Source organism: Acrocarpospora macrocephala (assembly GCF_009687865.1).
Classification (GTDB): domain Bacteria; phylum Actinomycetota; class Actinomycetes; order Streptosporangiales; family Streptosporangiaceae; genus Acrocarpospora; species Acrocarpospora macrocephala.
In genome coordinates this window covers 166,629-191,407 of sequence record NZ_BLAE01000014.1, presented here as the reverse complement: position 1 = coordinate 191,407, position 24,779 = coordinate 166,629, and the positions used below count along the sequence as shown (strand labels likewise).

23 protein-coding genes are annotated in these 24,779 nt (G+C 70.2%); 11 read left to right on the top strand and 12 right to left on the bottom strand.

Annotated elements, in window-relative coordinates; all coding sequences use genetic code 11:
• Nucleotides 1-19 precede the first annotated feature (19 nt).
• Nucleotides 20-955, top strand: a complete 936-nt coding sequence (locus Amac_RS14375) for a cation diffusion facilitator family transporter (RefSeq protein WP_155354859.1) — start codon at nt 20-22, stop codon at nt 953-955.
• Here Amac_RS14375 and Amac_RS14370 read toward each other — a convergent pair.
• A complete protein-coding gene (locus Amac_RS14370) occupies nt 938-1,270 on the bottom strand; it encodes a MerR family transcriptional regulator (protein WP_155354858.1) in 333 nt (110 codons plus the stop codon). The genes Amac_RS14375 and Amac_RS14370 overlap by 18 nt on opposite strands.
• 105 nt (nt 1,271-1,375) lie before the next feature.
• Here Amac_RS14370 and ahcY point away from each other — a divergent pair, with 105 nt between their 5' ends.
• Together ahcY and Amac_RS14360 are read left to right on the top strand one after the other, a co-directional pair.
• Nucleotides 1,376-2,803, top strand: coding sequence for an adenosylhomocysteinase (gene ahcY / locus Amac_RS14365; protein ID WP_155354857.1), 1,428 nt, complete (start codon nt 1,376-1,378; stop codon nt 2,801-2,803).
• Nucleotides 2,804-2,847: 44 nt separating this feature from the next.
• Complete coding sequence (locus Amac_RS14360) at nt 2,848-4,080, top strand: adenosylhomocysteinase (RefSeq protein WP_155354856.1); 1,233 nt, start codon at nt 2,848-2,850, stop codon at nt 4,078-4,080.
• On the opposite strand, the gene Amac_RS14355 is transcribed toward Amac_RS14360, so the two are convergent.
• Nucleotides 4,077-4,727 (bottom strand): response regulator, encoded by a 651-nt coding sequence (locus Amac_RS14355; protein ID WP_155354855.1) that lies wholly within the window; start codon nt 4,725-4,727, stop codon nt 4,077-4,079. The two genes, Amac_RS14360 and Amac_RS14355, sit on opposite strands and share 4 nt — an antisense overlap.
• The gene (locus Amac_RS14350; protein ID WP_218041063.1) at nt 4,724-5,692 is read right to left on the bottom strand and encodes a HAMP domain-containing sensor histidine kinase; all 969 of its coding nucleotides are present in this window, start codon (nt 5,690-5,692) and stop codon (nt 4,724-4,726) included. The genes Amac_RS14355 and Amac_RS14350 overlap by 4 nt, the downstream gene beginning before the upstream one ends.
• A gap of 195 nt (nt 5,693-5,887) precedes the next feature.
• On the opposite strand from Amac_RS14350, the gene Amac_RS14345 reads away from it, so the two are divergent.
• Together Amac_RS14345 and Amac_RS14340 are read left to right on the top strand one after the other, a co-directional pair.
• Entirely contained in the window at nt 5,888-6,400 is a 513-nt protein-coding gene (locus Amac_RS14345) for a CBS domain-containing protein (RefSeq protein WP_246268346.1), read from the top strand.
• A gap of 172 nt (nt 6,401-6,572) precedes the next feature.
• Complete coding sequence (locus Amac_RS14340) at nt 6,573-7,859, top strand: ArsB/NhaD family transporter (protein WP_155354853.1); 1,287 nt, start codon at nt 6,573-6,575, stop codon at nt 7,857-7,859.
• Nucleotides 7,860-7,909: 50 nt separating this feature from the next.
• On the opposite strand, the gene Amac_RS14335 is transcribed toward Amac_RS14340, so the two are convergent.
• Nucleotides 7,910-8,287 (bottom strand): winged helix-turn-helix transcriptional regulator, encoded by a 378-nt coding sequence (locus Amac_RS14335; protein ID WP_174900170.1) that lies wholly within the window; start codon nt 8,285-8,287, stop codon nt 7,910-7,912.
• 98 nt (nt 8,288-8,385) lie between these two features.
• On the opposite strand from Amac_RS14335, the gene Amac_RS14330 reads away from it, so the two are divergent.
• Entirely contained in the window at nt 8,386-9,030 is a 645-nt protein-coding gene (locus Amac_RS14330; protein WP_155354851.1) for an NADPH-dependent F420 reductase, read from the top strand.
• 94 nt (nt 9,031-9,124) lie between these two features.
• Here the strand turns inward: Amac_RS14330 and Amac_RS14325 are convergent, their stop codons facing one another.
• Nucleotides 9,125-10,273: a PLL family lectin gene (locus Amac_RS14325; RefSeq protein WP_155354850.1), complete on the bottom strand. Its 1,149-nt coding sequence runs from the start codon at nt 10,271-10,273 to the stop codon at nt 9,125-9,127.
• Nucleotides 10,274-10,420: 147 nt separating this feature from the next.
• A complete protein-coding gene (locus Amac_RS14320) occupies nt 10,421-11,089 on the bottom strand; it encodes a DUF305 domain-containing protein (RefSeq protein WP_246268334.1) in 669 nt (222 codons plus the stop codon).
• 228 nt (nt 11,090-11,317) lie between these two features.
• Here Amac_RS14320 and Amac_RS14315 point away from each other — a divergent pair, with 228 nt between their 5' ends.
• Nucleotides 11,318-12,730: an LVIVD repeat-containing protein gene (locus Amac_RS14315; protein ID WP_155354849.1), complete on the top strand. Its 1,413-nt coding sequence runs from the start codon at nt 11,318-11,320 to the stop codon at nt 12,728-12,730.
• Nucleotides 12,731-12,986: 256 nt separating this feature from the next.
• On the opposite strand, the gene Amac_RS14310 is transcribed toward Amac_RS14315, so the two are convergent.
• Nucleotides 12,987-13,973 carry an RDD family protein gene (locus Amac_RS14310; protein ID WP_246268333.1) on the bottom strand — a complete coding sequence of 329 codons (987 nt, stop codon included), beginning with the start codon at nt 13,971-13,973 and terminating at the stop codon, nt 12,987-12,989.
• A gap of 27 nt (nt 13,974-14,000) precedes the next feature.
• On the opposite strand from Amac_RS14310, the gene Amac_RS14305 reads away from it, so the two are divergent.
• Nucleotides 14,001-14,993 (top strand): stage II sporulation protein M, encoded by a 993-nt coding sequence (locus tag Amac_RS14305; protein WP_155354848.1) that lies wholly within the window; start codon nt 14,001-14,003, stop codon nt 14,991-14,993.
• Nucleotide 14,994: 1 nt separating this feature from the next.
• Here the strand turns inward: Amac_RS14305 and Amac_RS14300 are convergent, their stop codons facing one another.
• From Amac_RS14300 to Amac_RS14280, 5 genes are read right to left on the bottom strand one after another with little or no spacing between them, the layout of a single operon-like run.
• Nucleotides 14,995-16,317 (bottom strand): DUF58 domain-containing protein, encoded by a 1,323-nt coding sequence (locus Amac_RS14300; protein WP_155354847.1) that lies wholly within the window; start codon nt 16,315-16,317, stop codon nt 14,995-14,997.
• Between the two features lie 7 nt (nt 16,318-16,324).
• Nucleotides 16,325-17,293 carry an AAA family ATPase gene (locus Amac_RS14295; RefSeq protein ID WP_155354846.1) on the bottom strand — a complete coding sequence of 323 codons (969 nt, stop codon included), beginning with the start codon at nt 17,291-17,293 and terminating at the stop codon, nt 16,325-16,327.
• Nucleotides 17,290-18,414 carry a DUF4350 domain-containing protein gene (locus tag Amac_RS14290; RefSeq protein WP_155354845.1) on the bottom strand — a complete coding sequence of 375 codons (1,125 nt, stop codon included), beginning with the start codon at nt 18,412-18,414 and terminating at the stop codon, nt 17,290-17,292. The genes Amac_RS14295 and Amac_RS14290 overlap by 4 nt, the downstream gene beginning before the upstream one ends.
• On the bottom strand, nt 18,411-19,031 hold the full coding sequence (locus Amac_RS14285) for a DUF4129 domain-containing protein (protein ID WP_155354844.1): 621 nt from the start codon (nt 19,029-19,031) through the stop codon (nt 18,411-18,413). The genes Amac_RS14290 and Amac_RS14285 overlap by 4 nt, the downstream gene beginning before the upstream one ends.
• Nucleotides 19,028-20,245, bottom strand: a complete 1,218-nt coding sequence (locus Amac_RS14280; RefSeq protein WP_155354843.1) for a DUF7847 domain-containing protein — start codon at nt 20,243-20,245, stop codon at nt 19,028-19,030. Before Amac_RS14280 ends, Amac_RS14285 begins: the two co-directional genes overlap by 4 nt.
• A gap of 307 nt (nt 20,246-20,552) precedes the next feature.
• On the opposite strand from Amac_RS14280, the gene mtrA reads away from it, so the two are divergent.
• From mtrA to Amac_RS14265, 3 genes are read left to right on the top strand one after another with little or no spacing between them, the layout of a single operon-like run.
• Nucleotides 20,553-21,230 (top strand): MtrAB system response regulator MtrA, encoded by a 678-nt coding sequence (gene mtrA, locus Amac_RS14275; protein ID WP_061299380.1) that lies wholly within the window; start codon nt 20,553-20,555, stop codon nt 21,228-21,230.
• A 10-nt stretch (nt 21,231-21,240) separates the two neighbouring features.
• Entirely contained in the window at nt 21,241-23,010 is a 1,770-nt protein-coding gene (gene mtrB / locus Amac_RS14270; RefSeq protein WP_155354842.1) for an MtrAB system histidine kinase MtrB, read from the top strand.
• Nucleotides 23,000-24,760, top strand: coding sequence for an LpqB family beta-propeller domain-containing protein (locus Amac_RS14265; RefSeq protein WP_155354841.1), 1,761 nt, complete (start codon nt 23,000-23,002; stop codon nt 24,758-24,760). The genes mtrB and Amac_RS14265 overlap by 11 nt, the downstream gene beginning before the upstream one ends.
• Nucleotides 24,761-24,779: the final 19 nt, after the last annotated feature.

The window sequence follows — 24,779 nt, the reverse complement described above, 5'->3', positions numbered from 1 at the left end:
AGTTCTTGAGGAGTGTTGAGTGAGCGCGGGTGGCGGAACCAAGGCGATCATCGCGGCGTTGGCCGCCAATGCGGCCATCGCGGTGGCCAAATTCGTGGCGTTCCTGTTCACGGGTTCGTCGTCGATGCTGGCGGAATCGGTGCACTCGGTCGCCGACTCGGGCAACCAGGCGCTGCTCCTGGTGGGCGGGAGGCGCGCGGCCCGTGACCGCACCCCGGCACACCCCTTCGGCTACGGCCGGGAGCGCTACTTCTACGCCTTCGTGGTCGCGGTGGTGCTGTTCACCATCGGCGCGGTCTTCTCGCTGTACGAGGGCTATCACAAGATCTCGCACCCGGAGGAGATCACCTCGCCGCAGTGGGCGTTCGGGGTGCTGATCTTCGCGATCATCGCGGAGACGTTCTCGTTCCGCACCGCCATCGTGGAGTCCAACCACGTGCGCGGCACGCAGTCGTGGGTGTCGTTCATCCGCAGGTCCAAGTCGCCCGAGCTGCCGGTGGTGCTGCTGGAGGACCTGGGCGCGCTACTCGGCCTGATCTTCGCGCTGTTCGGCGTGGCGATGGCGGTCATCACCGGGGACGGGACCTGGGACGGCATCGGCACCCTCATGATCGGCGTGCTGCTGGCCATCATCGCGGTGATCCTGGCCCTGGAGACCAAGTCGCTGCTGATCGGTGAGGGTGCGGGCCCCGAGATGGAGCAGCAGATCCGCGCCGCGCTGGAGAGCGCGCCCGAAGTGACCAGGATCATCCACATGCGCACGCTGCACCTCGGCCCCGAGGAGCTGCTGGTTGCCGCCAAGATCGCCGTGGACCACGACGACACCGCGGCCGAGGTGGCGCGCGGCATCGACGAGGCCGAGCAGCGCATCCGCGCCCAGGTCCCGATCGCCCGGGTGATCTACCTGGAGCCCGACCTCGACCGCGCCAACGGCAAGCTACCGGCCGCGGAGTAGCCGCAGCGCCTTCTCCTTCTCGAAGTCCAGGGCCCGCCGCGGTGCCTGGATCCGCCCGATCCGCAGGCCCAGATCGCGTACGGCCTGGGCCACCGCCGGCTCCGACAGCGTCCGGAGCGCGAAGGCCAGCTCCGCGGGGGACACGTCGAAGCGCCGTTCCAGCTCGACCGCCTGCGTGACGGCCGCCAGCTCCTCCTCGCCGAACCGCCGGTGCGACCCCTTCTCGCGGACCGGCGGCAGCAATCCGAGCGCTTCTCGGTAGCGGAGCATGCGCGGGGACATCCCCAGCCGCGCCGCCGCTTCGGTTATCCGCATCCGCCTATTCTTACATTCTTGTGTGAGGTTCGGCCCTCCGAGTAGGCGAGAGGGTCGATCGGCCCCTTAAACTCGCAGATGTCGTTACGAGAGGGGACACCCCAGATGGACTTCAAGGTCGCCGACCTTTCGCTTGCCGGCTTCGGCCGCAAGGAGATCCGACTCGCTGAGCACGAGATGCCGGGCCTGATGGCGACCCGCAGCGAGTTCGCCGCCAGCCAGCCCCTGCGCGGCGCGAAGATCATGGGCTCGCTGCACATGACCATCCAGACCGCCGTCCTGATCGAGACGCTGGTCGCGCTCGGCGCCGACGTGCGCTGGGTCTCGTGCAACATCTTCTCCACCCAGGACCACGCCGCCGCCGCCGTCGTGGTCGGCCCCGAGGGCACCCCCGAGGAGCCCAAGGGCGTGCCCGTCTTCGCCTGGAAGGGCGAGACGCTGGAAGAGTACTGGTGGTGCACCGAGCAGGCGCTCGCCTGGCCGGACGGCACCGGGCCCAACATGATCCTGGACGACGGCGGCGACGCCACCCTGCTCGTGCACAAGGGCGCCGAGTTCGAGAAGGCCGGCGCCGTGCCGACCGCGAGCGAGGACGACCCCGAGGAGTGGGGCATCATCCTCGACCTGCTCCGCCGCACCGTGACCGACGCCAAGCGGTGGACGGCCATCGCCGCCGAGATCAAGGGCGTCACCGAGGAGACCACCACCGGCGTGCACCGGCTGTACGAGATGTTCAACAACGGCCAGCTGCTCTTCCCGGCCATCAACGTCAACGACTCGGTGACCAAGTCCAAGTTCGACAACAAGTACGGCACCCGCCACTCGGTGCTGGACGGCCTCAACCGGGCCACGGACGTGCTCATCGGCGGCAAGGTGGCCGTGATCTGCGGCTACGGCGACGTCGGCAAGGGCTGCGCGGAGGCGCTGCGCGGCCAGGGCGCCCGGGTCATCGTCACCGAGATCGACCCCATCTGCGCCCTCCAGGCGGCGATGGACGGCTACCAGGTCACCACCCTGGAGGACGTGGTCGGCAGCGCCGACATCTTCGTCACCACGACCGGCAACTTCGGCATCATCACCGCCGACCACATGGCCGAGATGAAGCACAACGCGATCGTCTCCAACATCGGCCACTTCGACAACGAGATCGACATGGCCGGTCTGGCCCGCATCCCGGGCATCGTGAAGGAGGAGGTCAAGCCCCAGGTGCACACCTGGACCTTCCCCGACGGCCACCAGATCATCGTGCTCGCCGAGGGCCGCCTGATGAACCTGGGCTGCGCGACCGGCCACCCGTCGTTCGTGATGTCCAACTCCTTCACCAACCAGGTGATCGCCCAGATCGAGCTGTTCACCAAGACCGAGCAGTACCCGATCGGGGTCTACGTGCTGCCCAAGCACCTGGACGAGAAGGTCGCCCGGCTGCACCTGGACGCGCTCGGGGTGAAGCTGACCACGCTCACCAAGAAGCAGGCCGAGTACATCGGGGTGGATGTCGAGGGTCCGTACAAGCCGGATCACTACCGGTACTAGAACGTTGAGGGGCCCCTTCGCGGGGCCCCTCGAACGGGGGAGTCGTGGACGGATCGCTGGCCGAGGCCGGGGAACGGCGGATCGGCTGGGCCTCGCGGTCGATGCCGGTGCTGACGGCGGTCGGGGCGCGGTTCGCCGGGGAGCGTCCTTTCGAGGGCGTACGGATCGCGGCCTGCCTGCACGTGACGGCGGAGACCGCGGTGCTGATGGGCGCGCTGCGGGCGGGGGGTGCGGAGATCGCGCTCGCCGCCTCCAATCCACTGTCCACGCAGGATGACGTGGCGGTCGCGCTCGGTGACTATGGCATCGCCGTGCACGCCCGTGCCGGGGTGGATCGGGATACCTACTATCGGCACATCCATCGCGCGCTGGACATTTTGCCGGATCTGGTGCTCGATGACGGCTGCGATCTGGTCAACATCCTGCACACCGAGCGGACCGAGATCCCGGTGCTCGGCGGTTGCGAGGAGACCACGACCGGGATCATCCGGCTTCGCCAGATGGCCGCGGAGAACGCGCTGAAGTTTCCGATGGTGGCCGTCAACGACACCCGTACCAAGCGCATGTTCGACAACCGGTATGGCACCGGGCAGTCGACGTTCGACGGCATCATGCGGGCGACGAATGCGCTTTTGGCGGGGCGTACGGTGGTGGTCGCCGGGTTCGGCTACTGCGGCCGCGGCGTCGCGGAGCGCGCCAAAGGTCTGGGCGCCCGGGTGATCGTCACCGAGATCGACCCGGTGAAGGCCCTGGACGCCTCCATGCAGGGCTACGAGGTGCGATCCATGGCCGGGGCCGCCGCCATCGGCGACGTCTTCATCACCGTCACCGGCAACCGGGACGTGATCCGCGCCGAACACCTCGTCGAGATGAAGGACGGCACGATCCTGGCCAACGCCGGGCATTTCGACGTCGAGATCGACGTCCGCGCCCTCGCCGACCTCGCGTCGGAGGTGCACCCTGGAATCCGTCCCAACATGGATGAATACCTCTTGAACGGCCGCCGCCTCCTCCTGCTCGCCGAAGGCCGCCTCGTCAACCTGGCCGCCGCCGAAGGCCACCCCGCCGCCGTCATGGACATGTCGTTCTCCGCCCAGGCCCTCGCCGTCGCCTGGCTGACGGGCGAACACTCCCGCCTCGCACCCGGCGTGTACGACGTCCCCACCGAGATCGACACCCAGGTGGCCGGCCTGAAACTCGCCGCCACCGGAATCACCATCGACACCCTCACCCCCGAGCAGGAGTCCTACCTGCATTCCTGGCGACTCGGCAGCTAGGGCTCGACCAGGCCGGAGCGGATGGCGTAGCGGGTCAGTTCGAGGCGGTCGCGCATGCCGAGCTTCTGCAGGATGTTCGCGCGGTGCCGGTCGACCGTCTTTACGCTGATGACGAGGGTCTGGGCGATCTCCTTGGCCGAATTGCCTTCGGCGATCAGCTTGACGATCTCCTCTTCCCGGGGGGTCAGGATGCTCTCCGGCAGGCGGTCGCCCTGGCGGGCGCGCTGCAGGTAGTCACGGATGAGCGCGGTGATCGCGCCGGGGTAGAGGAAGGGCTCGCCCCGGATGGCGGCCCGGCAGGCCTCCAGAAGATCGCGGTCGGCGACCGACTTGAGCACGTAGCCCGAGGCTCCCGCCTTGAGCGACTCGAAGAAGTACTGCTCGTTGTCGTACATGGAAAGCATCAGGATGCGGATGCCGGGCGCGCGGCGGGAGATCTCGCGGGCCGCCTGGATGCCGGTCATGCGCGGCATGGCGATGTCCAGGATGGCCAGGTCGACCTGGTCGGGGGCGGCGGCTTCGACGGCTTCCGCGCCGTCGGCCGCCTCGGCGACCACCATCAGATCGGGTTCGGCGTCGATGATCAGCCGCAGCCCGTGGCGCACCAGGGCGTGGTCGTCGGCCAGCAGGATCCGTGTCTTGTTCACAGGCCTCGCTCCGCAGGGATGACCAGGCGCACCTCGGTGCCGCCGCCGGGTGGGGAGTCGATCGTCAGACGGGCGTGGATGAGCAGGGCGCGTTCGCGCATGCCCCGGATCCCGGCGCCGTCCTGGCGTACGTTTCCGCGTCCGTTGTCGCGGATGCGCAGTGTCACCGCGCCGGGGTCCGCGGTGAGCGACAGCTCGACCCGGGTGGCGTGGGCGTGTCTGGCCACATTCGTGAGGCTTTCCTGGGCGATCCGGTAGAGCACGAGTTCGGCGTCCGCCCCGAGGGCGGGCAGGTCGCTATCCACCTCGCGGGTCACCGAAATCCCGCTGACCTGCGAGAAGTCGCTGCTCAGGGAGCTCATCGCGCTGTGCAGGCCGAGATCTTCCAGGACGCCGGGGCGGAGGCGGCGGGCGACCTGCCGTACCTCGTCGAGGCTGGCGCGGACCGTCTCCTGGGCGGCGTGCAGCTCCTCGCGGAGGCTGTCGGGCGCGCGGTCGACCGCCCGCTTCAGGCCCAGCAGCACCACGGTCAGGCTCTGGCCGATCTCGTCGTGCAGCTCGCGGGCGATGCGCTGCCGCTCCCCCTCCTGCGCGGCCAGGGCGTGCGCGCTGCTGGCGCTGCGTTCGGCCTCCAGCCGGTCGAGCATCGCGTTGAAGGTGTGGATCAGGTGGGTGAGGTCGCTGTTGCCGCTGTCGGCCATCCTGTCCCCGGTTCGCAGCAGATCCACCCGCTGCATCAGCGTGGCCAGCGCGTCCAGCGGGGCCAGGCTGGTACGCAGCAGCAGCGCGTTGGCGGCCAGGATCAGCGCCAGCCCGACCGTCAGGACCGGCACCTCGGTCAGCAGGATCGGCGAGGACACCGTGGCCGGGGACAGGGCGAGCACGAGCGTTCCCGCCGCGAACACCAGCCCGTTGATCACGAACAGCCGCCAGAACAGCGCTTGGGCAGGGGTCCGGTCGCTCATATCACCAGCCTTTCGCCGCGGCGTCCCGCTGTCCATGCGGGCTGCCTCCCATCTCCGCAGGTCCTCTGCATGTCATACCCCCCAGAGATGGGTGCTGGGACCGATGGTGGCGGCCGCTGACTTCGCGAAGACTGAAGACGGATCGGGGCCCTGATTCACCATCGCTTCAGGAACGGAGGCGTCCTCGACGTGGATATGACCTGTACGACCCTGCCCGGCGACGACGCCGCGACCGCACTGGATGATGCCATGCAAGCACGCGATATCGCTGTGAGCCTCCCGACGGTGACCGTCGGCGACTCGGTCGTGAAAGCCATCCGGGTGATGGCGCTGGGCCGGTTGCCGGGGCTGATCGTCGTGGATGACAAGGCCAGGCCCCGGGCCGTGCTGCCGGGGACCCAGGTGCTGCGCCTGGCGGTTCCCGTGCCGTACCAGGAGGATCCCGGGCTGGCCCGGACGATCGACGAGGCTCATGCCGACGAGTTCTGGCGGGAGCTGGCCGAGCTGACGGTGGGTGACTGCCTGCCGCGCCAGCCGGCCCGGCCGGTGATCGTGCCCGCGGACGCGAACCTGCTTGAGGTGGCCGCCCTCATGGCGCGGCTGCACAGCCCGCTGGTGGCGGTGGTCGACCGGGACGGCGCGCTGGCCGGGGCGATCACCCTGGAGCTGCTGCTCACCAATCTGGCGTTGTCCGGCCTCGAAGACTGACCGGCTCCCCCTTCCCGCTCTCCTCGGCCTTTGAGTTCTCCTCGGCCATTGACGCGACCGTATGCCCTCGACCGGAGGAGATTTCCGTGTACCGCTCCCGCATGCCCATTTCCCGCACGCCCAGGCCGCCGCTCTCGGGCACCGGACGGGCCGGACCGCCGGGGCGTGGCCGATGAGTGCCGTCATCGCTCTCGGGATCTTCTGCGTGGCGTTCTTCTTCATCGCCACCGAGAAGGCGGACAAGGTCAAGACGGCCCTCATCGCCGCGGGCGCGATGGCCGTGCTGGGGCTGATCCCGGGGAAGGAGGTGTTCTTCTCCGAGCACGAGGGCATCGACTGGAACGTCATCTTTCTGCTGTTCGGCATGATGATCATCGTGGGGATCATCAAGCAGACGGGGGTGTTCGACTATCTCGCCATCTGGGCGGCCAAGAAGTCCAAGGGCAGGCCGTACCGGCTGATGGTCATGTTGATGGGGATCACGGCGATCGCTTCGCCCATTCTCGACAATGTCACCACGATCATGCTTGTCGCGCCGGTCACGGTGGTGGTCTGCAATCGGCTGCGCATCCCGGCTCAGCCGTACCTGATCGCTGAGGTTCTGGCCTCCAACATCGGTGGCGCGGCGACGCTCATCGGCGATCCGCCCAACATCATCATCGGCAGCCGGGCCGGGTTGACGTTCAACGACTTCCTCATCCACATGGCGCCCATCGTGGTCGTCGTGTTCGTGGTGTTCGTCCTGTTCACCCGGGTGCTGTTCCGCAACTCGTTCCAGTACAACCCCGAGCATGTGGCGTCGGTGATGGCGCTGCAGGAACGCCGGGCCATCACCGACCCGCGCCTGCTGGCGCGATGCCTGATCGTGCTCGGCGGTGTCGTCGTCGGATTCGGGCTGCACGCCGTCCTGCACCTGGAACCCTCGATCGTCGCCCTGGTGGGCGCCGGGGTGATGCTGCTGGTGTCCCGCGTCGACACCTCGGATGTCCTGAGCGAGGTCGAATGGCCCACCCTGGTCTTCTTCATGGGCCTGTTCGTGATGGTCGCGGCGCTGGTGCACACCGGCGTCATCGCCACGATCGGCACCTGGGCCATCGACGCGCTCGGCGACAACTACTTCGTCGCGGCCACGAGCCTGCTGTTCGGTTCCAGCGTGCTGGGCGCCTTCTTCGACAACATTCCGTACGTCGCGACGATGGCGCCCATCGTCGAGGGAATGGTCGCGCAAACCCCCGACCCGCAGACCGGCCAGGCCCTGTGGTGGGCCTTCGCCCTCGGCGCCGACTTCGGCGGCAACGGCACCGCGGTCGCGGCGAGCGCCAACGTCGTCGCCCTCGGGATCGCCGCCCGAGCCGGCCACCGCATCAGCTTCTGGCAATTCACCAAGTACGGCATCCTGGTGACCGTCCTGAGCACGCTGATGGCCTGGGTGTACGTCTGGCTGCGCTATTTCAGCTAGTCGTCGTCAGGTGCCGAGCGTCACGCCGCCGATCCGGCTGATCCAGATGGTCAGCCGTGAGTGGATCTCGTTCGTGCCGCGCTTTCCTGGGCGTCGAGGAGTTCGTCGCCGTGTTCGGTCGTCCAGACCGCGAGTGCCCGCATCGGGCCGTCGACCAGGCTTTGGCCCAAGCTGGTCAGGGCGTACTCGACGCGAGGTGGGGCCTCGGCGTGGGCGTGGCGGTTGATCAGGCCGTTGGCGAGGAGGCGGTGCAGGGCCTCGGTGAGGACCTTGTCGCTGATGCCGCCGATCGCGGCGCGTAGCTCGCGGCGGCGGCGTGGGCCCAGGCTAAGAGTCGCGAGGACAACGGGGTCCCAGGTGTGGGCGAAGAGGTCGGTGGCCGCGCGGAGGCGGCAGTCGGCGACCAGTTCGTAGCAGTGATCACTCATCTTGTCGGCCATTATCGCGCGGGTGACATGCACCGATTGGTGCGTAATGCCTTCTCTACCGTAGCGGTCAGGCGATTGTCGCGAGAGAGGGGAAGACCATGCGAATCGGGATCCTGGGCACGGGAACGCTGGCGGCGGGACTGGGTGCGGGCTGGGTACGGGCGGGGCATGAGCTGGTGGTCGCCGGGCGGTCGCAGGCCAAGGCGCAGGAGCTCGCTGAGCGGCTGGGGGGAGGGGTGCGTGCTGTCCCGCCCCGTGCGGCGGTCACCGGGCGCGATGCGGTGCTGCTCGCCGTGTTGTGGGAAGGCGTCGAGGACATGCTGCGAAGCGCGGGCGCGGGCGAGGGCCTGCTGGCGGGGACGCCGTTGATCGATCCCACGAATGCCGTCGAGCATGGGGTCGGTGTGCTGGTCACCGGCCCCGGGGAGGCGATGGCGGAGCGGATCGCCAGGCTGTCTCCAGGAGCCCATGTCGTCAAGGCGTTCCACCTCTTCGCCGCCGAGCAGTGGACAAGATCTCCAGGCGCAGCCGTGACGGTGGCGATCTGCGGCGACGATCCGGCGGCGCTGGACGTCGTCAGCGAGCTCGTGCGCGATGTCGGCGGGGTGCCGGCCGTGCTGGGGTCGCTGGCTCGTGCCCGCCAGCTGGAGGAGGTCGCGGGTTTCGTGATCGGGCTGGCATTCGGCGGCGCCGACCCAAACTCCGCCATCCCGCGCGTCCCGTCATCGGTCATCTCCGTGTGACGAGCATTGCGACAGCGGCGCGGGCACAAAGCAGAGTGAGGGCGTTCACCGTCGGGTCGGCGACGACGGATGTGAACGCCCTCACCGGGTTACCTCAGGCGCCCTCGAGGGGGATCCAGCCCGACCACGCGCCGCCCGGCGTCAGCTGCCAGGAATGGACGATGCCGGCGCGGCTGGGGGTCAGGCCCACATGGGCGAAGACCTCCAACCGGCCGTCGGCGTTGCGGCCGGCGCTCGGCGAGTTGTACGGATTGACCTGAGCGCCGATCCTGTCGAAGCCGTGCCAGCCGCTGTTGGGGGCGACCTGCCAGGCATGGGAGATGTGGGAGCCGACGTTGGCGAAGACCTCCAACCGGCCGCCGAGGTTCTGCTCGACGACGGGGAACGAGCCACCGCCCAGGCCGCCGGCCCAGCCGCTCCAGCCGCCCGAGAACCCCTGCCACTTGTGTACGACCTGCCCGTTGGTGTCGGTCGCGAACACCTCCAGCCGTCCGTCTTGGTTGGTGCCGACGGCGGGACCGGTGTTCGCCCCTCCCCGGAGGCTCCCACCCTCGTTGAGCCAGCCACTCCAGCCGCCGCCGGCCGAGAGCTGCCAGAGGTGCCAGAGCCGGCCGTCTCCGCCGATGACGAACACCTCCAGCCGCCCGTCCGCGTTCATGCCCACGGCCGGAAGGGTTTCTCTTGGGAACTGTCCGCCCAGGCTCGCCCAGCCGCTCCAGGCGCCGCCGGCCGTGAGCTGCCAGGCATGCCACAGCTCAAGGTTGGAGCCGAGGGCGAAGACCTCCAGCCGGCCATCCCGGTTGGTGCCGACCGTGACCCGCGCGAAACCGAAGCTGTGCCCGCTGGGGGCGCCCATGCTGTACCAGGGGCTCCAGCCGCCGACCCTTCCACTCGCCTGGTAGGAGTGGTACATCACCCCATTGCTGCCTACGGCGAAGACTTCCAGCCATCCCCCCTTGTTCCGGGCGACCGCCGGGCGATGCGCCTCGAAAGCCACGCCGGAGGGCGCGTCACGGATGAGGTCCCAGATGCCCCAACCGCCTGTCGGCAGCTGCGCGATGTGCCACATCGCCCCAGTGCTGACCGCGAACGCCTCCAGGCGGCCGTCGGCGTTGACGCCTATCGCGGCGCCCGTCTGAAGATTGGGACCGGGAGCGGCGTTCGCCGGGCTCGACAACGTCCCGGCGCCTCCGAGGATAAGGCTGAGCCCTAGGAGGACCCTTGCGGTCCTGCGTACCAACATGTGCATTACTCGACCTTTCGTCCGCGCGACCGGGTCATCCCGGTCATGCCGACGATGAGCATCGGAAATGCTGGTATAGCCGAGGTATAGGCGCAGGCTGGTCAGGTCGTACTCGACGCGAGATGGGACTCGGCGTGGGCGGTGCGGCTAGCCGAGTAGGCGTTGGAGGCGGGTGATTTCGGCGCTTTGTTCGGCGACGACGTCCTGGGCCCAGGTGAGGACGCGGTCGTGGGAGCCGTTGATCAATTGGGTTTCGGCCATGGTGATGGCGCCCTTGTGGTGGGCGATCATCAGGGTGACGAAGAGGGTGTCGAAGGGTTCGCCCTTGGCGTTGCGGAGGTCGGTGAGCTGGGCGGGGGTGGCCATGCCGGGCATCGTGGAGTGGTCGGCGTGGTGGTCGGGTTCGCGGAGGCCCTCTTCTTCGAGCCAGGTGGTCATGGTCTGGATTTCGGGGCCCTGGGCGTCGTAGATGCGGTCGGCCAGGGACTTCAGGCGGGGGGACTGGGCGCGGTCGGGGGCCAGCGCGGCCATCTCCAGGGCCTGGCGGTGGTGGACGATCATGTCTTGGACGTAGCGGACGTCGGTGGCGTTGATCGTGGGGGAGGGGACGGGGGCGAAGGTCTGGCCGGGGGTGAGGGTGGCGGCGACCTCGCCGGGTTTGCCGGGGACGATGACCGGGGCGTCGGTGATGACGTTGGGCGGGTCGGCCGGAGCCGAGCAGGCGGTGAGCAGGGCGGCCGCCAAGGTGATCAGTAGAGCTCTGGCCATGCGCACGGGGGGTACAGCGGTCGTGATGACGAGGGGAGCTCTGCGCATTTCGGTCCTTACGGCTATGGTCGCGGAGCGATTGTGTCTGGTCATGACGAGGAGAGTTGTGCGCACTCGTCCCCCTCTCGCGTATTCCCTGGAACCTATGGCCCGGGGGTTGTGACAGTAAAGGCGACAGATCGTCAGTTATTTGTGACATCCTGACGGCTTGCCTGACAGCTCCGGTAAAGAAACGATCAGGGGTGTTTGGCATCCTTTTACCCGGAGGTTCCCTCAATGTCCCCCCTCCGCAGGGCGGGGCGTCTGCTCGCCGTGCTCGGTGCCGCTGGAGCGTTAGTGCTCTCCACGACACCGGCCCAGGCCGCTGACATCTTGCCCCCAGGCGCTATCGCCATGAGCGATAACGTCGAACACGTCGCCAACCTGCCGCGACCCGACTCCCTGCTCACCACGATCAACTCCGACATCGCCTTCCAGGGCGACTACGCGTACGTCGGTAACTATGGCGGATTTACCATCTACGACATCAAGCACCCGAAGAAGCCGAAGCTGGTCAGTTCGGTGCTGTGTCCCGGGTCGCAGATGGACGTCTCCGTCTACGGCAACCTCCTGTTCGGCTCCGTCGACTCCTCCCGCAGCGACGACTCCTGCACCAGCGTGGCCCAGTCGGCCGCGATCAAGGAGTCGTGGGAGGGCATCCGGGTCTTCGACATCAGCGACAAGGCCAACCCGCGCTACGTCAAGTCGATCGAGACCAACTGCGGTTCGCACACCCACACGCTCGTTCCGGGCAAGGACCGGAAGAACGTCTACCTGTACATCTCCTCCTACAGCCCGTCGGCGTCGTTCCCGGACTGCCAGCCGCCGCATGACCTGATCTCGATCATCAAGGTCCCGCTGCGTGACCCGCAGAACGCGAGCGTCGTCGCCACGCCCAACCTGTTCCCCGACGGCGGTAACCCCGGCGAGACCCTGCCGTACCCGGAGCGGACCTCGGCGACCACCGGCTGTCACGACATCACCGCGTTCCCGGACAAGGGCCTCGCGGCGGGTGCGTGCATGGGTGAGGGCATCCTGATGGACATCCGCAACCCCGAAGCCCCGCGCGTCCTGGACGTCGTACGCGATGACGAGAACTTCGCGTTCTGGCACTCGGCGACGTTCAACAACCGGGGCGACAAGGTCATCTTCACCGACGAGCTCGGCGGCGGCGGCGCCGCGACCTGCAATGAGGCCATCGGGCCGAACCGTGGGGCGGACGCCATCTTCGATGTCTCCCGGGACAACAAGATGACCTTCAAGAGCTACTTCAAGATCTCGCGCTACCAGGCGGACACCGAGAACTGCGTGGCTCACAACGGCTCGCTCATCCCGGTCGACGGACGCGACATCATGGTCCAGGCCTGGTACCAGGGCGGCATCTCGATCTGGGACTTCAGCGACTCGAGCAACCCGCACGAGATCGGCTACTTCGAGCGCGGTCCCGGCGCCAACCTGGGCGACGGTTACTGGTCGGCCTACTACTACAACGGTTACATCTACGGGTCCGAGTTCACTCGCGGATTCGACGTTCTGAAGATCAACGACCGTCGTACCAAGGGTGCGAAGGACGTGAAGTTCGACATCTTCAACGTCCAGACGCAGGACACCTACAAGGAGCGCGGCGGCCACGGCCACGGGCACTGGTAGATCAGCCATGGGGACGGCCCTCGCCCGGAAGGGCGGGGGTCGTTCCGCGCGCGGGATCCGCGGGTACGACACGAGTCAAGGACTCGCGCCTCGCTCATTTTCGGCCAGTCACCTGGGCGCGGCGTGAAACGGGCGGGTACGGCCGGCGTGTCTCTCCCTCTCGCGCCAGCTGTACCCGCCCAACCCCACTGCAGGCGTGCCCCGTTGCCTGCGATCGTCACAGCTACCCCGCGATATGGGGCTAAACATCCCGTTCTCAGACGGGCGGCGCGAATCCCCCCGGGGTCGGCCCGGGCGTGACCTCGTCTGGTGGCCGCAGCGGAACGGGCGGTCCCGATGGGGGCATTCCGGGGGGCGGGGGCTGATAGCCCGGATAACCGGGGTAGCCCTGGTGGGCCGGATAAGGCGGGTAAGGGGCCTGGGCAGGCTCGGTGAACGGCGTCGGATATGGCGTCTGGTACATCGGGGGAGGCATCGGGGTGACCGCCTGTCTGGCCTGCTCGAGCCGTACCGACTCGCGGCGGCGGCGCTCGGCCAGGACGGCGGCCAGGTACGCGTGCGGCGGCACGCCCGGCGGAGGCGGCGGCGAGACCACGGCCGCGACCTGGGCCGCGATGCGCATCCCCATCTCATATTGCGCGAACGCGGTGAGCTGGTGCCACCGCGCCAGATACTGCCGCGCCATCGCCGCCGCCTCCTCGGTCAGCTGCGACAGCTCCAGCGTGGCCGCCCACCCGGCCAGCGGCGGCGGCATCTCCGGCGCGGGCCCGTCCCGGCGCGGCCCGCGTTCGGCGATCACGATGGTCCCGGCGAAGAGGTCGCCGAGCCGCTTCCCCCGGGGGTTCAGCAACGAGCAGATCACCGCGGGCGCGGCGCCGAACGCGAAGATCTCCACCGTGCCGGACAGCGCCCGGAACAACCCCTGCCGGAACCGCTGCGGCCCGCCGTCGTCGGACACCACCCGCAAGCCCAGGGCCATCTTCCCCGGCGTGCGCCCCAGCGTCAGCGACTCGAAGATCAGCGGGTAGCCGACCAGCAGCAGCACCAGGAACAGGATGACGACCGCGTTCATGATCGAGTCGTCGAACCCGGTGTCGCCCCAGAGGAAGCCGAGCAGGACGGCGGCCCCCACCAGCAGCACAGCCTGGATGGCCGCGTCGATGAGACGCGCCCCGGCCCGGATCGGCAGCTGGGCGATCTGAACGTCGACGACGACGGCATCGCCGGTCACAACTTCGGACACATCCCGAACCCTACTAGGCTCCACATTGTGGACATCGACGCATTCGTAACCGCGCACCAGCCCACCTGGAACCGGCTGGAGCGGCTGGTGCAGCGGCGGCGCGAGCTGGACGGCGCGGAGATCGACGAACTGGTCGAGCTCTACCAGCGGGTCGCCACCCACCTGTCCATCGTGCGGTCGGCGTCCCGGGACCCGATGCTGATCGGGCGGCTGTCGGCGCTGGTGGCCCGGGCCCGCGCGGTGGTGACCGGCGCGCACGCGCCCGCGTGGCGGGAGTTCGTGAAGTTCTGGACGGTGTCGTTCCCCGTCGTGACGTACCGGACGTGGCGGTGGTGGCTGGCGACGGCGGTGGTGTTCACCGCGGTCGCGATGCTGTTCGCGGCCTGGGTGGCCGGCAATCCGGAGGTGCGCGCCGCCGTGGGCACCCCGGAGGAGATCAAGCAGCTGGTCGAGCACGACTTCGCGAACTACTACAGCGAGAACCCGGCCGGCTCGTTCGCCACCCACGTCTGGCTGAACAACGCCTGGGTGGCCGCGCAGTGCATCATCTCGGCCGCCGTGCTGGGCCTGCCCATCCCGCAGATCCTGTACTCCAACGCCGCCAACGTGGGCGTCACGGGCGGCCTGATGATCGACGCGGGCCGCGGCGACGTCTTCTTCGGCCTGATCACCCCGCACGGCCTGCTGGAGCTGACCGCCGTGCTGCTGGCGGCCGCGGCCGGCATGCGGGTCGGCTGGGCGGTGGTCTCGCCGGGGCCCCGCCCGCGCAGCCAGGTCCTGGCCGAGCAGGGCCGCGCGGTGATGACCCTGGTGGTCGGCCTGTTCGCGGTGCTGCTGGTGGCCGGTCTGATCGAGGCGCTGGTGACCCCGTCCCCGCTGCCCACCTGGGCCAGGATCGGCATCGGCGTGCTGGCCGAGGCCGCGTTCCTGAGCTACGTGATCGTCTACGGCCGCCGCGCCGCACGCGCGGGCGAGACCGGCGACATCGACAATGCCCCCGACTACGCCCCCGCGAGCTGACCTACAACCGCCCGGCCGCCTTCAACGCCAGATAGGCGTCGGCGAGCGCGGGCGCCGCGTCCTCGGGCAGCGCGTCCACCACCTCCACGCCGTGGCGGCGCAGCCGCGCGGTGATGCGCCGCCGCTCGCCGCGCAGCTTCTCCGCCGCCGCGGCGTCGTAGACCTGCTCCGCGCCGTCCCGCCCGGCCGTCAGCTCGGCCACCCGGGGATCGGCCACCGCCGCGACCAGCACCTGATGCCGCGCCGACAGCTGCGGCAGCACCGGCAGCAGCCCCTCCTCCAGCGCCGCCGCGTTCAGGTCGGTGAGCAGCACCACCAGGCAGCGCCGCCGGGCCCGGGTGAGCACCGCCGCGACCATGCCGGGCGCGTCCGCCTCGACCAGCTCCGCCTCCAGCGGCGCCATCGCGTTCACCAGCGCCGACAGCGTCTCGGTCCGGGACGCGCCGGACACCCAGGCCCGCACCGCCCGGTCGTGGGCCAGGAAGTCCACCCGGTCCCCGGCCTTGGCGGCCAGCGCGGCCAGCAGCAGCGCCGCGTCCATGGACCAGTCCAGCCGGGGCCACCCGGTCGGGTCGCCCGAGGTCGGATCGACGCCGACCCGGCCCGCCGAGGTGCGCCCGGTGTCCAGCACGATCAGCACCCGCCGGTCCCGCTCGGGCCGCCAAGTGCGCACCACCACGTCGTGGCGGCGCGCGGTGGCCCGCCAGTCGATCGAGCGCACGTCGTCGCCGGCCACGTACTCCCGGAGCGAGTCGAATTCGGTGCCCTGGCCGCGGACCAGCGCCGGGTGCCGCCCGTCCAGCTCGCGCAGCTTGGCCAGCCGGGACGGCAGGTGGCGGCGGCTCAGGAACGGCGGCAGCACCCGGACCGACCACGGCACCTGGTGCGAGCCCTGCCGGGCGGCGATGCCGAGCGGGCCGAACGCCCGCACGGTGACCGCCACCGCCTGGTGGTCGCCGCGCCGCAGCGGGCTCAGCCGGAACACGATCCTGCGCCGCTCGCCGGGCGGCACGTCCACCGGCTGCTCCCGGGGGGTCGCCCGCACGCTCGGCGCCCAGGCGTCCCGCAGCCGCCCGCGCACCCGCCGGGTGCCCGGGTTCTCCACCAGCAGGGTGACCTCGGCCGAGTCGCCGAGCCGGAGCGCGTTGTCGCCCTGCCGCTGGAAGCGCAGCGCGCGCACGCTCCCGGCCAGCGCCAGGTCGACGCCGATCAGCACGGCCAGCAGCCCGAGCAGCAGCGCGAAGACCAGTCCCGGCTGGGGCGCGAGCACCACCAGGACCGCGCCCGCGAGCGCGATCAGCCCAGCCCTGCCGGTCAGTGCCACGCCGGGCTCACCGGGGCACGGGGACGGCGGCGAGCACGCCGTCCAGCAGGCCGTCCGGCGTGGCGCCCTCCAGCTCCGCCTCAGGACGCAGCTGGATCCGGTGCCGGAGCGCGGGCCTGGCCAGCGCCTTCACGTCGTCCGGCGTCACGTAGGTCCGGCCCGACAGCCAGCCCCAGGCCCGCGCGGCGGCCAGCAGCGCGGTCGCGCCACGCGGCGAGACGCCCAGCTGGAGCGACGGCGACTGCCGGGTGGCCCTGGCGATGTCCACGATGTAGCCGAGCACCTCGGGGGAGACGTGCACCTGGCTGACCGCCACCCGCCCGGCCTCCAGGTCCGCGGCCGAGGCCACCGGCTTGATCTCGGTCAGGTCGCGCGGGTCGAAGCCGCGGGCGTGCCGGTCCAGCACCGCGATCTCCTGATCCCGGGGCGGCACCGGTACGGTCAGCTTGAGCAGGAACCGGTCCAGCTGGGCCTCGGGCAGCTGGTAGGTGCCCTCGTATTCGATCGGGTTCTGGGTGGCGGCCACGATGAACGGGTCGGGCAGCATGCGGGCCGAGCCCTCCACGCTCACCTGGCGCTCCTCCATCGCCTCCAGCAGCGCCGCCTGCGTCTTGGGCGGGGTTCTGTTGATCTCGTCGGCCAGCAGCAGGTGGGTGAAGACCGGGCCGTCGTGGAACTCGAACGCGGCCGTCTTGGCGTCGTAGACCAGCGATCCGGTGATGTCGCCCGGCATCAGGTCGGGGGTGAACTGCACCCGCTTGAAGTCGAGGGAGAGGGCCGCGGCCAGCGTACGCACCAGCAGGGTCTTGGCCACGCCGGGCACGCCCTCCAGGAGCACGTGCCCCCGGCAGAGCAGCGCGATCACCAGGCCGGTGACGACGGCGTCCTGGCCGACCACCGCCTTGGCGACCTCCGCGCGGAGCGCGGCCAGCGCCTCCCGGGAGGCGTCAGGTGTCTTTTCGGGAGGCCTCGTCACGAGTCTCTTACCTGCCTTTCGATGGTGTCCAGATGCCGGGCCAGCGCGACCAGCTGCGCGTCGTCGGCGGGCGCCGGGCCGTAGAGGATCGACCGGATCTGTCCGGCATCCTGCCCGATCCGTACGGCTATCGCCGAAACGATCGTGTCCGCCGCGCTGCCCGGAGCGAGTCCCAGCCGGGGCACGATCCGGTCCAGAGTGGCGGCGCGGAGCGCGTGCCCGGCCCGGTCGCGGGCCCGGCGCGCCCGGTAGAGGCGGCCCCGGCCCTCCGCGGTCTCCGCGGCGCGCACGATGACCGGCAGCTTCTCTGTCACCACCGGACCGAGCCTGCGGCCCTGCGCGATCGCGATCAGCCCGACCGCCACGATCAGGGTCCAGACCAGCCAGGTGAGCTGCTCGGGGAGCAGCTCCTCCAGGGTCGCGGGCGGCTCGTTGCCCAGCGGGATCCGGGGGGCGAACCAGGTGACGTGGGTGCGGGTGCCGACCAGGTTCACGGCCAGGGCCGCGTTGCCGTCCTCGATCAGCCTGCCGTTGGTGAGGAACTCGCCGGAGCCGACGATCGTGGTGGTCCTGCCGTTCGGCCGGAACCGGATCAGGGTGCCGCCGTAGCAGCGGGCGTCCGGGCCGGTCACCTGGTAGTAGGAGCCGCCCATGCGGGCGTTTCCGGCCTGGACGGCCTCGCGCATTCCGCAGCCGGGTTCCCGGCTGTGTATCTCCTCGTACGATCCTTCGGTGACGCCGGGGGCCAGCTCGTCGAGGACCGTGGCGAACGGCGCGATGAGCAGCCGGTCGCCGGGCAGCTCGTCGATCCGGTCCAGCAGGTCGTCGTCCATCAGGTATTCGGGGCGGGCCAGCACCACCAGCGAGTCCGGCGTCGCGATGCTCCTGGCCTCCGCCAGGGTGCGCACCTGCTCGACCCGGACGCCCTGATCGGCCAGGATCTCGGCGAGCGCGCGCGTCCCGCCGGGCCCGGTGCCCTCCGCGTCCAGGTAACCGCCGGGGCGTGGCGTGGACACGCCCACCATCAGCACGGCGAAGGCCGTGATGAGCAGCAGCGTGCCGAGCACGCCGCGCCAGGTCCGCCACCGATCCCGGATCCGCGGCGTGGTGGGGACGCTCATCCGGCCACCAGCATCGGCCGGGCCCGCTGCAGCCGCTCGTCCAGCGCGGCCAGCAGGGCGTATCCGCCTTGCGTGCCGGGCGCCTCGCCGTAGGTGACGTCGTCGAAGTGGCGCGCGGCCGCGGCCAGGTCGGCCTGGAACTCGGGCAGCGCGGCCCCGGCCTCGGCGGCGAACTCGTCGGCGGTGCGCCCGGGCTGCGGTGCCACGATCGTGCGTTCCTCCAGGTCGCGGGCGATGGCGCGGAGCCGCTCCCGGACGGCGGCGGCCCACTCCTGCCGCTGCGCGTGCTGGTCGGCGGCGGCCCGGTGCTCGGCGGCCGACCTGATCCGCTCGTCGTAGAGCACGGCCGCGCCGGACGCCGCCCTGGTCGCCCGGGTCGCGGTGCGCAGCAGCAGGACGGCCAGGCCGACCACGATCAGGGCCAGCACGACCAGCGCGAGCCAGCCGCCCGGCACCTGTCCGGCCGCCCTGAGCAGGTTGTCGATCCACTCCGCGGCCCAGCCGAGCAGCCGGTCCGTCCAGGACTCCTTCGGGTAGGCCGGGTCGGCCAGTTCGCGGATCGCCGCCTCCCTGGCGGCCTCCCGGCCGAGATCGACCGGGACGTCCCAGCCGGTCACGGCTGCCAGGGGCCCGGCGGACGGTAACCGGAGCCGTACGACGGATGCCAGAGGTCCTGCGGCCCGGTGGGCATGCCGCCGCGCTGCCGTTCCAGCGCCTCGGTCTGCAGGACCAGGTCGAACGCCTCCGCCCGCATCCGGCGGTCGGCGTAGAGCAGGGTGTTGACGGCGGCCGAGAACGGGCTGGCGAGCACACCGCCGATGATGGCCCCGACGGTGGCCAGCGCCATCGACAGGTAGAAGCCGGAGGTCACCTCCTGAAGGGTCTCCGCGTCCCCTCCGATTATGGTTCCGGCGATCTGGAACGGCGCGCCGATCGCGCCCTGGACGAGGCCGGCGACGATCGCGGTCAGCAGCAGGATGCCGAACACCCGCCAGAAGTCGCCCCGGACCAGCCGGAACGACCGGCCGATGGCGGCGAACACGCCGATCCGCTCCAGCACGATGGCCGCCCCGGCCAGGCTCATCTTGGTGTAGAGGAACACCGCGCCGATGACGCCGCCGACGAGGAGCAGGAAGAACAACACCACCGCCCCTGCCCCCAGGAAGGTGCCGGCCATTACGCCGATCAGCAGGAACGGGACCACGATGATGCCGAACACCATGAGAGTCTGCAGCAGGCCGAGCCCCAGCAGCGGCAGCACCCGCCCCGCCGTCTGCCGCCAGGCCTGGCCGATGGAGATCGACTCGCCGAACACCGACCGCCCGACCACGCTGGTCAGGATCCCGGTCAGCACCACCATGGAGATCACGGACACGATCAGGGTGAGCACCGCCCCGCCGAGCAGCCCGGCCAGCGACCCCAGGATCGCGTCCGGGTCGTCCGTCACGGTGCTCTCGTTGATAGTGAGCAGGTTGAGCGTCGCCTCGGCGGTGGCCGCCTGGATCGCGAACGCCACCAGCTGGGTCACCGTCACCACGACCGCGGCGAGCCCGAGCGTCGCCTTCGGGTTGGCGCGAATGGCCGCCACCGCGCCGTTGTACATGTCGCCCAGGGTCAGCGGGCGCAGCGGGATGATTCCCGGCTTCGGCGCGGGCGGCGCGCCATAAGGGTTGTACGGCATCTGCTGGTGCGGACCGTACCCCGGCGGCGGAGGCGGGAACGGAGGCTGCTGACCGGGGGCCGCCCAGGAACCCGGGCCGGGCGCGCCGTACGCGGGGGGCTGCTGAGCTGCCCACCCGGGCGGCGGGTTCTCAGGGGGACCGTCTGTCATGTCCCAATCCTGGCATGATGTACGGCTACCCGGAGTCCTCCGTCTGGGGAAACCATGAACCTGGGATGGCAGAAACGCGCTGACGAAGCGCAGACTTGGAACGTGACCGCACTATGGAGTTCCCGCGACGCTGGCCTTATACAGGTCAGAATCGGGTCAGATCATCGCGCGTTCCACCACAAGCCCCTAAACTCCATCCTTTGTCATGGTCGTGTATCACCCATGGGGTGGTCGCGGGTAACCTTCCCAGAAACCCGAAACCCCACCCAATACCTCCCAAACCTGCGCTAAGAACGAATGAGGGGCCATGAAAGGACGCGTGCTGGTCGTCGACGACGACGCCGCTCTCGCCGAGATGCTCGGCATCGTGTTGCGCGGAGAAGGGTTTGAGCCGTCGTTCGTGTCCGACGGCGACAAGGCGCTCGACGCCTTCCGCGACACCCGCCCGGATCTGGTCCTGCTCGACCTGATGCTGCCCGGCGCCGACGGCATCGACGTCTGCCGCCGGATCAGGGCCGAGTCGGGCGTGCCCATCGTCATGCTCACCGCCAAGAGCGACACCATCGACGTGGTGCTCGGCCTGGAATCCGGCGCCGACGACTACATCGTCAAGCCGTTCAAGCCGAAGGAGCTGGTGGCGCGGGTGCGGGCGCGGCTGCGCCGTACCGACGAGCCGACGCCGGAGATCCTGCAGATCGGCGACATCACCATCGACGTCGCCGGGCACTCGGTGAAGCGGTTCGAAGAGACCATCAACCTGACCCCGCTGGAGTTCGACCTGCTGGTCGCGCTGGCGCGCAAGCCGCGGCAGGTATTCACCCGGGAGGTCCTGCTCGAACAGGTCTGGGGTTACCGGCACGCGGCCGACACCCGCCTGGTCAACGTGCACGTGCAGCGGCTGCGGGCGAAGATCGAGAAGGATCCCGAGCATCCGGAGATCGTGGTGACGGTCCGGGGCGTGGGATACAAGGCCGGCCCCGCGTAGCCGAACCGCCATGCCTCCCCCCTCGGCGTCGGCGTCAGGGCGGAAACCCTCGGGTTCCGCCCTGAAAGCGCGTGGCAAGCGGCCGCGGCGCACCTTACGGCAGATCGCGCGCGGGGTGCGGCGGCGCGCCCGGCGGCTGGCCGGGCGGCTGCGCGGCGCCTACCGGCGCTCGCTCCAGCTGCGGGTGGTGACCAGCACGCTGGTCGTCTCGATGGTCGTGGTGGCCGTGCTGGGCGTGTTCCTGTTCCAGTCGATCACCGACGCGATGATCGCCGGCCGGACCCGGGCGGCGACCGCGGAGGCCAAGGCCAACGTGTCCAGCGTGGCCGGATACTTCACCGTCTCGCAGAACGACGTGCCGCCCAAGGGCGGCGACCAGGACACCGCCGTCAGCACCCCGGTCGAGCTCGCCGCCCGGGCCCTGGCCGAACGCGCCGGCTCCCGGTACGACGTGATCATCCTGAACAAGAGCCGGGTCGGGCAGGACCGCGCCACCGGCAACATCGACGTGGCCAGCGTGCCCGAACGGCTCCGCCGCGACCTGCAGAAGAGCGGCTCCACCACGCTCTCCTGGCGGCAGCCCGCCACGCTGCGCTACCTGGACCACGCCGAGCCCAACCAGATCGGCTTCGTGGTCGGCTCGCTGGTGTTCAGCCCGGACGGCACGTACGAGATCTACCACCTGTTCCCGCTGCAGGAAGAGGAGGAGACGCTCTCCTCGGTGCTCCAGCTGCTGATCATCGTGGGCGCCGGCCTGGTCCTGCTGCTCGCCGCGATCGCATCGCTGGTCACCCGCCAGGTCGTCACCCCCGTACGGCTGGCCCGCCAGGCCGCCGAACGCCTGGCCTCCGGCCGCCTGGAGGAACGCCTCAAAGTCCGCGGCGAGGACGACCTGGCCCGGCTGGCCACCTCCTTCAACGAGATGGCCAGCAACCTGGCCCTCAAGATCCACCAGCTGGAGGAGCTCTCCCAGGTGCAGCGCCAGTTCGTGTCCGACGTCTCGCACGAGCTGCGCACCCCGCTGACCACCGTACGGATGGCCGCCGACCTGCTGTACGAGGCCCGCGAGGACTTCGACCCGATGGCGGCCCGCTCGGCCGAGCTGATGCAGGCCCAGCTGGAACGCTTCGAGTCGATGCTGGCCGACCTGCTGGAGATCAGCCGCTACGACGCCGGCGCGGCCACCCTCGACCTGGAGCCGGTGGACATGCGCGACGTGGTGCTGCGCGCGGTCGGCGACTCCGAGGCGCTGGCCGAGCGGCACGCCACCCGGTTCGAGCTGCGGCTGCCCAACGAGCCGTGCATGGCCGAGTGCGACAGCCGCCGGGTCGAGCGCATCCTGCGCAACCTGCTGTTCAACGCGATCGAGCACGGCGAGGGCAAGGACATCGTGGTCGCCCTCGGCGCCGACCGGGACGCGGTGGCGGTGGCCGTCCGCGACCACGGCGTGGGGTTGCGGCACGGCGAGGAGAACATGGTCTTCGACCGGTTCTGGCGGGCCGACCCGTCCCGGGCCAGGACCATCGGCGGCACCGGGCTCGGGCTCGCCATCTCCCGCGAGGACGCGATCCTGCACGGCGGCTGGCTGCAGGCGTGGGGCTCGCCCGGGGAGGGCACCCAGTTCCGGCTGTCGCTGCCCCGGCTCGCGGGCAGCGAGCTGAAAGGCTCGCCGCTGCCGCTGGTGCCGCCCGAGGTGGAGATGCGGCGCACCTGGCGAGGGCAGGCCACGCCCGTGCTGTCGGCCGCGGCGGGCGAGTCGGGGGTGTTCGATGTCGACTAGACGCTATCTGGCCGGTCTTGTCGCGCTGGGCGCGCTGTCGGCGTGCACGATCGTGCCGTCCAGCGGCAATCCCACCACGGTGGAGAAGGAGGACGGCGGCAGCGACCCGCTGAGCCAGCCCTACGTGCGGGTCATCGCCACCGAGCCCAAGCCCGACGCCACCCCGGTGGAGATCGTGCAGGGCTTCCAGGCGGCCATGGCCGGGTTCGACGACACCAGCCGGGCGATCGCCAGGACGTACCTTACCCCGGAGGCGCGGGCGAAATGGAATCCGGCGAAGGCCAACACGATCATCTGCGACTGCAAGTTCACCCCGGCCGAGGTGCCCGACCCGGACGCCAAGGAATACGCGGTGCCGATCACGGGCAAGCAGATCGCCACCATCGACCCGGAGGGGCGCTATCTGGCCTCGCCCGCCGACACCGAGAACAACGCCTGGGACCCGATCTCGCTGGTGAAGCTGGACGGGCAGTGGCGGATCTCGGCGGCTCCCGCGGCGCTGCTGCTCCGGCCCGATGACCTTTCCCGGGCCTACCGCACGGTCACCCTCTACTACCCCGACCTCGCCGGCCAGGGCCTGGTCTCCGATCGGGTGCGGCTGCCCATCGACCCGGTCCGGGGCTTCCCCGAGTCGCTGATCGAGCGGCTGCTGCTCGGGCCGAGCAAGCCGCTCTCCGACGGCGTGCGGAACACCTTCCCGCCCGGCACCGAACTGCGCGACATCCGGGTCGAGGACAACGCGGTGGTGATGGACTTCAGCGCGCAGCTGGGCGAGCTGGCTTCCGCCCCCGAACGCCTGCGCGCGGTGAAGGCCCAGCTGGCCTGGACGTTCACCGCGGTCGCCCCGCAGATGCCGATCGTTGTGACGGTCAACGGGGAGCCGTTCCCCGGCGGCGCGGTGCGCTTCCAGCGCGGCGACTTCGGCGAGTTCGATCCGTCCGTGCTGGCCAAGGAGCCGCCCGGCTACTACGTGCTGGACGGCACGCTGGTCAAGGAGACCAAGAACAACGAGCCGCCGGCGCCGGTGCTCGGCGCGGCCGGGGAGCCCAACCAGGCCTTCCACCATCCGGCCATGGCCGAGCTCCCCTACGGCCGGGTGGCCGCGCTGCGCCCGGAACCCGGGATCTGGGTGGCCGACCTGGCCGAGGGCAGCCAGTGGCAGCGCTGGATCAGCGGCGAGGGCAAGTTGACCCCGCCGTCCTGGGATCGATACGGCGAGGTCTGGTCGGTCGAGAAGGTCGGCCCGGAGGATGCCCTGGGCTCCAGGGTCTGGCGGGGCGTGAACGGGCAGGCCATCCCGGTCACCGCGCCCGGTCTGGAAACCGCGAACGTGAAGGCGTTCCGGGTGGCCAGGGACGGGGTCAGGGCCGCGGTCATCTCCGACCACGGCGCCGGCGAGCAGGTGGACATCGGGATCATCGTCCGGATGGGCGACTACCGGGTCGGCGGCCTGGAGACGCTGATCCCGCCGGAGGAGGGCCGGACCATCCTCGACATCGCCTGGCAGGACGACGGCACGGTGCTGGTCCTCACCGAGAAGGCCAAGCAGCAGTCGCTGCTCGTCTACTCGATCTCCGGCGGCGACGCCCCGGACACGCCCACGGTGGACAACCGGATCAACTCGATCACGGCCGCGCCGGGCACCATCCTCGCGGCCGACGAGAACGGCGCGCTCCGCCGCTGGGACGGCACGAAGTGGAACGCCCCCGTCAAGTCGGGCGTGACCTACGTGCTGTATCCGCTGGGCTGAGGTTCTGTCGGTGCCGTCC

Excerpts from the sequence above, each read along its gene's own strand:
- Amac_RS14370 (WP_155354858.1), bottom strand. The coding sequence starts at position 1,270 with ATGCGGATAACCGAAGCGGCGGCGCGGCTGGGGATGTCCCCGCGCATG.
- ahcY (WP_155354857.1), top strand. The coding sequence starts at position 1,376 with ATGGACTTCAAGGTCGCCGACCTTTCGCTTGCCGGCTTCGGCCGCAAG.
- Amac_RS14350 (WP_218041063.1), bottom strand. The coding sequence starts at position 5,692 with ATGAGCGACCGGACCCCTGCCCAAGCGCTGTTCTGGCGGCTGTTCGTG.
- Amac_RS14345 (WP_246268346.1), top strand. The coding sequence starts at position 5,888 with ATGACCTGTACGACCCTGCCCGGCGACGACGCCGCGACCGCACTGGAT.
- Amac_RS14340 (WP_155354853.1), top strand. The coding sequence starts at position 6,573 with ATGAGTGCCGTCATCGCTCTCGGGATCTTCTGCGTGGCGTTCTTCTTC.
- Amac_RS14335 (WP_174900170.1), bottom strand. The coding sequence starts at position 8,287 with ATGAGTGATCACTGCTACGAACTGGTCGCCGACTGCCGCCTCCGCGCG.
- Amac_RS14330 (WP_155354851.1), top strand. The coding sequence starts at position 8,386 with ATGCGAATCGGGATCCTGGGCACGGGAACGCTGGCGGCGGGACTGGGT.
- Amac_RS14325 (WP_155354850.1), bottom strand. The coding sequence starts at position 10,273 with ATGTTGGTACGCAGGACCGCAAGGGTCCTCCTAGGGCTCAGCCTTATC.
- Amac_RS14320 (WP_246268334.1), bottom strand. The coding sequence starts at position 11,089 with ATGCGCAGAGCTCCCCTCGTCATCACGACCGCTGTACCCCCCGTGCGC.
- Amac_RS14315 (WP_155354849.1), top strand. The coding sequence starts at position 11,318 with ATGTCCCCCCTCCGCAGGGCGGGGCGTCTGCTCGCCGTGCTCGGTGCC.
- Amac_RS14290 (WP_155354845.1), bottom strand. The coding sequence starts at position 18,414 with ATGAGCGTCCCCACCACGCCGCGGATCCGGGATCGGTGGCGGACCTGG.
- Amac_RS14280 (WP_155354843.1), bottom strand. The coding sequence starts at position 20,245 with ATGACAGACGGTCCCCCTGAGAACCCGCCGCCCGGGTGGGCAGCTCAG.
- mtrA (WP_061299380.1), top strand. The coding sequence starts at position 20,553 with ATGAAAGGACGCGTGCTGGTCGTCGACGACGACGCCGCTCTCGCCGAG.
- mtrB (WP_155354842.1), top strand. The coding sequence starts at position 21,241 with ATGCCTCCCCCCTCGGCGTCGGCGTCAGGGCGGAAACCCTCGGGTTCC.
- Amac_RS14265 (WP_155354841.1), top strand. The coding sequence starts at position 23,000 with ATGTCGACTAGACGCTATCTGGCCGGTCTTGTCGCGCTGGGCGCGCTG.